At 43.6% G+C, this 7,069-nt stretch carries 9 protein-coding genes; all 9 read left to right on the top strand.

The features are described from left to right. Window positions 1–65 precede the first annotated feature (65 nt). Window positions 66–1,334, top strand: coding sequence for a competence/damage-inducible protein A (locus PCY11_RS05950; protein ID WP_070464711.1), 1,269 nt, complete (start codon window positions 66–68; stop codon window positions 1,332–1,334). Window positions 1,335–1,454: 120 nt separating this feature from the next. Further along, window positions 1,455–2,600, top strand: coding sequence for a recombinase RecA (recA, locus tag PCY11_RS05955; RefSeq protein ID WP_024054712.1), 1,146 nt, complete (start codon window positions 1,455–1,457; stop codon window positions 2,598–2,600). Between the two features lie 87 nt (window positions 2,601–2,687). Beyond that, window positions 2,688–3,086, top strand: coding sequence for a transcriptional regulator Spx (gene spx / locus PCY11_RS05960; RefSeq protein ID WP_003009108.1), 399 nt, complete (start codon window positions 2,688–2,690; stop codon window positions 3,084–3,086). Window positions 3,087–3,221: 135 nt separating this feature from the next. Beyond that, window positions 3,222–3,818, top strand: coding sequence for an SP0191 family lipoprotein (locus PCY11_RS05965; protein WP_003009104.1), 597 nt, complete (start codon window positions 3,222–3,224; stop codon window positions 3,816–3,818). Between the two features lie 124 nt (window positions 3,819–3,942). Then, a complete protein-coding gene (locus PCY11_RS05970) occupies window positions 3,943–4,209 on the top strand; it encodes an IreB family regulatory phosphoprotein (RefSeq protein ID WP_003002070.1) in 267 nt (88 codons plus the stop codon). Next, window positions 4,209–4,628 (top strand): Holliday junction resolvase RuvX, encoded by a 420-nt coding sequence (gene ruvX / locus PCY11_RS05975; protein WP_049474166.1) that lies wholly within the window; start codon window positions 4,209–4,211, stop codon window positions 4,626–4,628. The genes PCY11_RS05970 and ruvX overlap by 1 nt, the downstream gene beginning before the upstream one ends. 22 nt (window positions 4,629–4,650) lie before the next feature. Beyond that, window positions 4,651–4,956: a DUF1292 domain-containing protein gene (locus PCY11_RS05980; RefSeq protein ID WP_003001941.1), complete on the top strand. Its 306-nt coding sequence runs from the start codon at window positions 4,651–4,653 to the stop codon at window positions 4,954–4,956. A gap of 256 nt (window positions 4,957–5,212) precedes the next feature. Next, on the top strand, window positions 5,213–6,445 hold the full coding sequence (locus tag PCY11_RS05985; RefSeq protein WP_070464708.1) for a folylpolyglutamate synthase/dihydrofolate synthase family protein: 1,233 nt from the start codon (window positions 5,213–5,215) through the stop codon (window positions 6,443–6,445). A gap of 76 nt (window positions 6,446–6,521) precedes the next feature. Next, the gene (locus PCY11_RS05990; protein WP_070464705.1) at window positions 6,522–6,932 is read left to right on the top strand and encodes an SP_0198 family lipoprotein; all 411 of its coding nucleotides are present in this window, start codon (window positions 6,522–6,524) and stop codon (window positions 6,930–6,932) included. Window positions 6,933–7,069 lie beyond the last annotated feature (137 nt).

Below are 7,069 nucleotides of genomic sequence, written 5' to 3' on the forward strand. Positions count from 1 at the left end.
TTAAATAATTTAGGAAATTGTGTTAAAATGAAATGAAAATTACGAATAGTATAAGTGGAGGCGTTATGAAAGCAGAGATCATTGCAGTGGGAACCGAAATTCTCACAGGACAGATTGTCAATACCAATGCGCAATTCTTGTCTGAAAAATTAGCTAGTTTAGGGATTGATGTCTATTATCATGTGGCGGTAGGAGACAATGAAGGTCGTCTCTTCTCGACCATTGAGACAGCTTCAAAACGCAGTGATTTGGTGATTTTATGTGGTGGACTTGGGCCAACAGAGGATGATTTGACCAAGCAAACCCTTGCTAAGTTTTTAGGGAAAGAACTGGTTTTTGATCCGACAGCGCTTGCCAAACTCGACACCTTCTTTGCAAGTCGCCCTGATTATGTCCGGACGCCCAATAATGAGCGACAAGCACAATTGATTGCCGGTTCAATCCCCCTTCAAAACCGTACAGGTCTCGCGGTTGGAGGTTTGATTGAAGTCAATGGTGTGACCTATGTCGTTCTACCTGGTCCACCAAGTGAGTTAAAACCCATGGTCAATGAACAATTGGTGCCTCATTTGACAACAGGGGAAGAGCTTTTTTCAAGAGTCTTGCGCTTCTTTGGGATTGGGGAAAGCCAGCTAGTTACGATCCTAGCAGATATCATTGAAAAGCAGAGTGATCCGACGGTTGCCCCTTATGCCAAGACGGGAGAAGTAACCTTGCGTCTATCTACAAAGGCGAAGGATCAAGCCTCAGCGGATGCTAAGCTCGATGTCTTAGAAAAGGAAATCTTATCCCGTCATACTCTGGATCATCAACCCTTGCAAGAGTTGTTTTACGGTTATGGAGATGACAATTCGATGGCCAAGGTTGCCTTTGATCTCTTGAAAGGGACTGGTAAGACCATTACAGCTGCAGAAAGCCTGACGGCTGGCCTGTTCCAAGCGACTTTGGCAGATTTTTCAGGGGCGTCCAGCATCTTCGCGGGTGGTTTTGTCACCTATAGTTTGGAAGAAAAAAGCAAGATGTTGTCTATTCCAGCTCAAGAGTTAGAGCAACATGGAGTGGTGTCTCATTTTACAGCTCAAGCCATGGCTTCACAGGCCCGTAAGTTAACAGGATCCGATTATGGTGTTAGCCTGACCGGAGTTGCGGGGCCAGATAGTCTAGAAGGGCACCCAGCAGGGACCGTCTTTATCGGACTTGCGACTCCAAATGGAGTGGATAGTGTCCAAGTCAATATCGCCGGACGTAGCCGAGCTGATGTCCGCGAAATTGCAGTCCTTCATGCCTTTAATTTGGTGCGCTTGGCTGTATTAAATGGTGAAAATTTGGTATAATGAAGCTTGTGCCAAATGAAGAATAATTCTAAAGATGGATAGGAAATGTGCCTTTCAAAGGACGGAAAACGTCAGTGAGTTGCATGTATTTCCTGTATAGCAAAAACATAGGAGAAAAGAATGGCGAAAAAACAGAAAAAATTAGATGATATCTCTAAGAAATTTGGAGACGAGCGTGAAAAAGCGCTCAACGATGCCCTGAAGTTAATCGAAAAAGACTTTGGTAAAGGATCCATCATGCGTTTGGGTGAACGCGCAGAGCAAAAAGTTCAAGTCATGAGCTCTGGTTCCTTGGCGCTTGATATTGCCTTGGGTGCTGGTGGTTATCCAAAAGGTCGGATCATCGAAATCTATGGTCCAGAATCATCTGGTAAAACAACCGTTGCCCTCCATGCAGTAGCGCAAGCACAGAAAGAAGGAGGCATTGCTGCCTTTATCGATGCCGAGCATGCCTTGGACCCATCTTATGCTGCAGCTCTTGGGGTTAATATTGATGAACTCCTCTTGTCTCAACCAGACTCAGGAGAACAAGGACTTGAAATTGCTGGTAAATTGATTGACTCTGGTGCCGTTGATTTGGTCGTTATCGACTCTGTTGCGGCCTTGGTCCCACGCGCAGAAATCGATGGCGATATCGGGGATAGCCACGTTGGTTTGCAAGCGCGGATGATGAGCCAAGCGATGCGTAAGCTTGGAGCTTCTATTAACAAGACCAAGACCATTGCTATCTTTATCAACCAATTGCGTGAAAAAGTTGGGGTCATGTTTGGGAACCCTGAAACCACACCTGGTGGTCGTGCCCTGAAATTCTACGCTTCTGTCCGTCTAGATGTTCGTGGAAATACTCAAATCAAGGGGACTGGGGACCAAAAAGATACCAACGTTGGTAAGGAAACCAAGATCAAGGTTGTGAAGAACAAGGTAGCTCCACCATTCAAAGAAGCCATGGTTGAAATCATGTACGGGGAAGGAATTTCACGTACAGGTGAATTGGTGAAGATTGCAACAGATTTGGATATCATCCAAAAAGCGGGTGCGTGGTACTCCTATAATGGCGAAAAAATTGGTCAAGGATCTGAAAATGCTAAGAAATTCTTGGCTGACCACCCAGAAATTTTTGACGAAATCGACCACAAGGTTCGGGTTCATTTTGGTTTGATCGAAGAAGACGAAGCAGTGAAAACCCTTGATAAAACTGAAGAAGCAGCTCCTGTCGTAGAAGAAGTAACTCTAGATTTAGATGACGCGATTGAAATTGAAGATTAATTTTTTTCAAAATAGGTCGCTAGACTGATGGTTTTTGTGTTATAATTTAATACGATAGTATTATCGTGTAGCGAAAGGAGTGCATGCATGATTAAAATTTATACAGTGTCAAGTTGCACCAGCTGTAAAAAAGCAAAGACTTGGCTCAACGCTCATCAGCTAACCTATAAAGAACAAAACCTCGGTAAGGAAGGGATCACCAAAGAAGAATTATTGGATATCCTTACAAAGACTGAAAATGGAGTGGCAAGTATTGTCTCTTCAAAAAATCGATACGCTAAAAATCTAGGAGTGGACATTGAAGACTTGAGTGTCAATGAAGTCATTGACATCATCATGGAAACACCTCGTATTCTTAAAAGTCCGATCTTGGTAGATGACAAACGTCTCCAAGTGGGCTACAAAGAAGACGATATTCGTGCCTTCTTGCCACGATCAGTTCGAAATGTAGAAAATGCAGAAGCGCGGATGCGTGCAGCTCTTTAAAGTGATTGAAAATCAGAAACAATTTGTTTCTGATTTTTTCTTGTTAAAAATCGGAATGAAAAGCAGTTTACTGCACCATTTTACGAAATCTATGATACAATATTTTAGAAAACAATAACTAGTAAGGAATGGAAAATGAAAAGGAAAATCTTCTTATTGGGTGCACTTGCCTTGTGTTTGACAGGATGTGGTCAAAAAAAGCAAGTGAAAACGCCAACCTCAAGTGAGCAAAAGGCAATCCAAGCAAAAGCAGAACAGCTACAAAAGGATAATAAGAGTATCTTACAAAAAGCTGAAGAAAATAAGGTCATCACTAGAACCTTTGTTTTTCCAAAAGATGACAAGGGGACACAACAGACGCAAATCGTCACCTATGTGGGGAATACCTTTAAAAAGTTGGAGACCATCAATGTGACGGCAACCGATGAGGAGTTGAAAAAAGGGATCCAACAGGTTGGAGTCGAGGAAGCACAAAAGCAATTGAGAGAATCCTTTAACAAGGACGATGCCTTTAAGGAAGCTTTGACAGTGCCAGGTTTCACAGCTGATTTGACCTTGGAAAACGAGAATGAATACAAGGTAACCATCACCTATGATTTTGAAGCAATGGATGTGAAGAAGGCTGAAGGCATGACCTACTTCAAAAACAATCACTTACCAGAGTTGTTGAAGCTGACACCGAGTCAATTTGCGGACAATCTCATCAATGCTGGAGCAAGTGAGCAAAAATAAAAAAACAGTTTAACTGAAATAGCTCAAAAATGCTTGAAAAAGCTGTAAAATCAAGGGCTTGACCGTTGTGGAAAACTCTTGATTATGGTATAATAGTAATATTCTAAGGAAAGAGGGTGTTCTTGTGGGATTTACAGATGAAACAGTACGTTTTAATCTTGATGATTCAAATCGTAAGGAAATTAGCGAGACCTTGAAAGATGTTTACTTGTCACTGGATGAAAAAGGCTACAATCCAATTAATCAAATCGTAGGATACGTACTCAGTGGTGATCCTGCCTATGTACCTCGTTATAATAATGCACGGAACCAAATTCGTAAATATGAACGAGACGAGATCGTGGAAGAATTGGTACGTTATTATTTGAAAGGGCAAGGAATAGACCTCTAATGAGAATTATGGGATTGGATGTTGGCTCAAAGACTGTCGGGGTTGCTGTGAGTGATCCTCTCGGTTTTACAGCTCAGGGTCTTGAAATCATCCAAATCGATGAAGACAAAAAAGAATTCGGTTTGGAGCGCTTAGCCGAATTAGTAGCTCAATACAAGGTGGACCGTTTTGTTGTGGGCTTGCCGAAAAACATGAACAATACCAGCGGACCACGTGTGGAAGCCAGTCAGGCTTACGGCACGATGATTGCTGATAAGTTTGGGTTGCCAGTCGACTACCAAGACGAACGGTTGACGACAGTTGCTGCAGAGCGGATGTTGATCGAGCAAGCAGATATTAGCCGTAGCAAACGCAAAAAAGTTATTGATAAGCTAGCGGCACAGCTCATTTTACAAAATTATTTAGATCGTAATTTTTAGAAAGAAAACGAGGAAGAATAGTATGGCACATGATCATAACCACGACCATGAAGAACGTGAATTAATCACATTGGTGGATGAACAAGGAAATGAAACCTTGTTTGAAATTCTTTTGACCATCGATGGCAAAGAAGAGTTTGGAAAGAACTATGTCCTTTTGATCCCTGCAAATGCAGAAGAAGATGAAAACGGCGAAGTTGAAATCCAAGCTTATTCATTTACAGAAAACGAAGACGGAACAGAAGGCGACCTTCAACCAATCCCAGAAGACTCAGATGCAGAATGGGATATGATCGAAGAAGTCTTCAACAGCTTTATGGAGGAGTGATACAGTCTGGGAGACTGTATCACCTCAACTCCTAGAAACTAGAAAGAGTTGAAACATCCAGTGGATGTTTTTAGCCTTGCGCTAGAAATGAAGACCGCAAGTAAGTCCGGTGGATGTTTTTAGCCCTGCTTTAAGAAGCAAGAAAAAGCAGGAAGTCCGATGGACTTGCTGTAAAAATGAGAACGAAATAACTACAAAGGAAAGGAGCGCAAACGTCAGAAGAGGTTTTGTCGCTTTTTTCTTTTAGGAGGAAGATGTGAATAAGATTGAGCAATGGATGAATAGTCGGATCGGTCTGAATTTTCGATCGGGACTGGATCGTATGGAGAAGGCAGTGAGCCTTTTAGGAAGGCCGGATAAGGCTTATCCGATCCTTCATGTGACAGGAACCAATGGGAAGGGATCCACAATCGCCTTTCTGCGTCAATTGTTGATGGCTCATGGGAAGAAGGTTGGGACCTTTACTTCTCCTCATATGATCAGTATCCATGATCGGATTTGTATTGGGGATCAGCCGATTTCAGATGAAGATTTTACTCGGATTGGCCAAGAAGTCCAACAAATGGAGCAGACCTTGCTTCAAACCCAGGACCAACTCTCTTATTTTGAGATTATCTGCCTCATGGCCCTCTTGTATTTTAAGGAACAAGCTGTGGACGTGGTCTTATTGGAAGTTGGTATCGGTGGGCTTCTAGATACCACCAACGTAGTGACGGGAGAGATCGCAGTGATCACTTCGGTTGGCCTGGATCACCAGGAAACACTGGGAGGGACGATTGCAGAAATCGCCCAGCAAAAGGCAGGAATCTTTAAGAAGGGCAAGAAGGCTGTTGTGGGCCCTTTGCCTGCTGAGGCTACAGCTGTTTGTCAAGACAGAGCCGAGCAATTGGATGTGGATCTCTACGCCTTCCAGAACGATTTTGGCTTAGAGCAGGATCGTTTTTGGAATGAAAACGTGGAACTTGTCTTGCCGTCTCTGGGTTTGAAGGGTGATTACCAACGGGAAAATGCTGCAGTAGCTTTGGAGGCCTTTTTCCTCTATATGGAGGGCCTAGATCAAGAAGTGGATATGGAGCAGGTCAAACACGCCTTGCAAGAGACAAGGTGGCCGGGCCGTCTAGAGTTGTTTGGTGACCAGGTGTATCTGGATGGCGCTCATAATCCTCATGCTATGTTGCGCTTGATCGAGTTTGCCAATAGCTTAGCAGGAAAGCGCGTGAAGATTTTATTTGGAGCCCTCAAGCGAAAAGATTATAGCGGGATGCTCCAAACGCTTCAAGCGGGATTGCCAGAAGCTGAATTGATTTTGACAACCTTCCATTACGGGGAAGTGGTGGCACAAGGTGACCGACAAGACTTGCCCTATGTAGCTGACTACAAGGCCTATATCAAAGAGTTTATGGATCAGAGTCCTTCAGATGAGGTTTTATTTGTGACAGGTTCCTTGTATTTTATTGCAGAAGTAAGGGCATTTTTATTAGAGGGGTAAACAATTGACCTAAAGACTTTCTTGGCGTATACTGGTGGTAGATAGTATACGGTTATGGCGAAAGGAGCCGATCTTAATGAAAAAAATCATGTCTATACTGACCTTGGCAGTAGCCCTTTTCCTGACTGCTTGTAGCCAGCAAGAACAAACGCCAAAAGCCTCAAGTAGCGCTAGCTCACATTCATCTGAGACAGTGGCTTCGACCAGTGAAAAGTCAGAGCAAGGGGTGTCCATAGATGGCAGTTATCGTGGACAGGACGAGGAAAATACGATCCTCTTGGTGGTGACGGGTCGAAAAGGCACGTTTACGGTGCAAGATGCTGATGGAGAAGAAGAGACCAAAGAGGTCAGTATTGATCCGGTCAATCAATCCATGCGTATCGGGGATGAACCCTATCGCTATCGGATCGAAGGGAATCAGTTGTCGCTAGAAGATCTGGAGCAAGCAGAGGATGATCAAGGGATTATCGTTTTAACCAAGCAATAAGGGACGAAACAAGAGAGAGTGGGACAGAAATCGGTAATTCGTTAGAATTCGATTTCGTCGTCCCACCTCCGCACAGTTGAGTAGGGCTGTAAAAGCTGATGAAATCAGCGTAGTAGAGCCCACTCAACCACTGCGTC

It is taken from the genome of Streptococcus sp. SP8 (genome assembly GCF_030440045.1).
Taxonomy (GTDB): Bacteria; Bacillota; Bacilli; order Lactobacillales; family Streptococcaceae; genus Streptococcus; species Streptococcus parasanguinis_I.

What these genes read in the sequence shown, in the direction of transcription:
- PCY11_RS05950 (WP_070464711.1), top strand. Translation starts at nt 66, where the DNA reads ATGAAAGCAGAGATCATTGCAGTGGGAACCGAAATTCTCACAGGACAG.
- PCY11_RS05990 (WP_070464705.1), top strand. Translation starts at nt 6,522, where the DNA reads ATGAAAAAAATCATGTCTATACTGACCTTGGCAGTAGCCCTTTTCCTG.
- PCY11_RS05965 (WP_003009104.1), top strand. Translation starts at nt 3,222, where the DNA reads ATGAAAAGGAAAATCTTCTTATTGGGTGCACTTGCCTTGTGTTTGACA.
- spx (WP_003009108.1), top strand. Translation starts at nt 2,688, where the DNA reads ATGATTAAAATTTATACAGTGTCAAGTTGCACCAGCTGTAAAAAAGCA.
- ruvX (WP_049474166.1), top strand. Translation starts at nt 4,209, where the DNA reads ATGAGAATTATGGGATTGGATGTTGGCTCAAAGACTGTCGGGGTTGCT.
- PCY11_RS05980 (WP_003001941.1), top strand. Translation starts at nt 4,651, where the DNA reads ATGGCACATGATCATAACCACGACCATGAAGAACGTGAATTAATCACA.
- recA (WP_024054712.1), top strand. Translation starts at nt 1,455, where the DNA reads ATGGCGAAAAAACAGAAAAAATTAGATGATATCTCTAAGAAATTTGGA.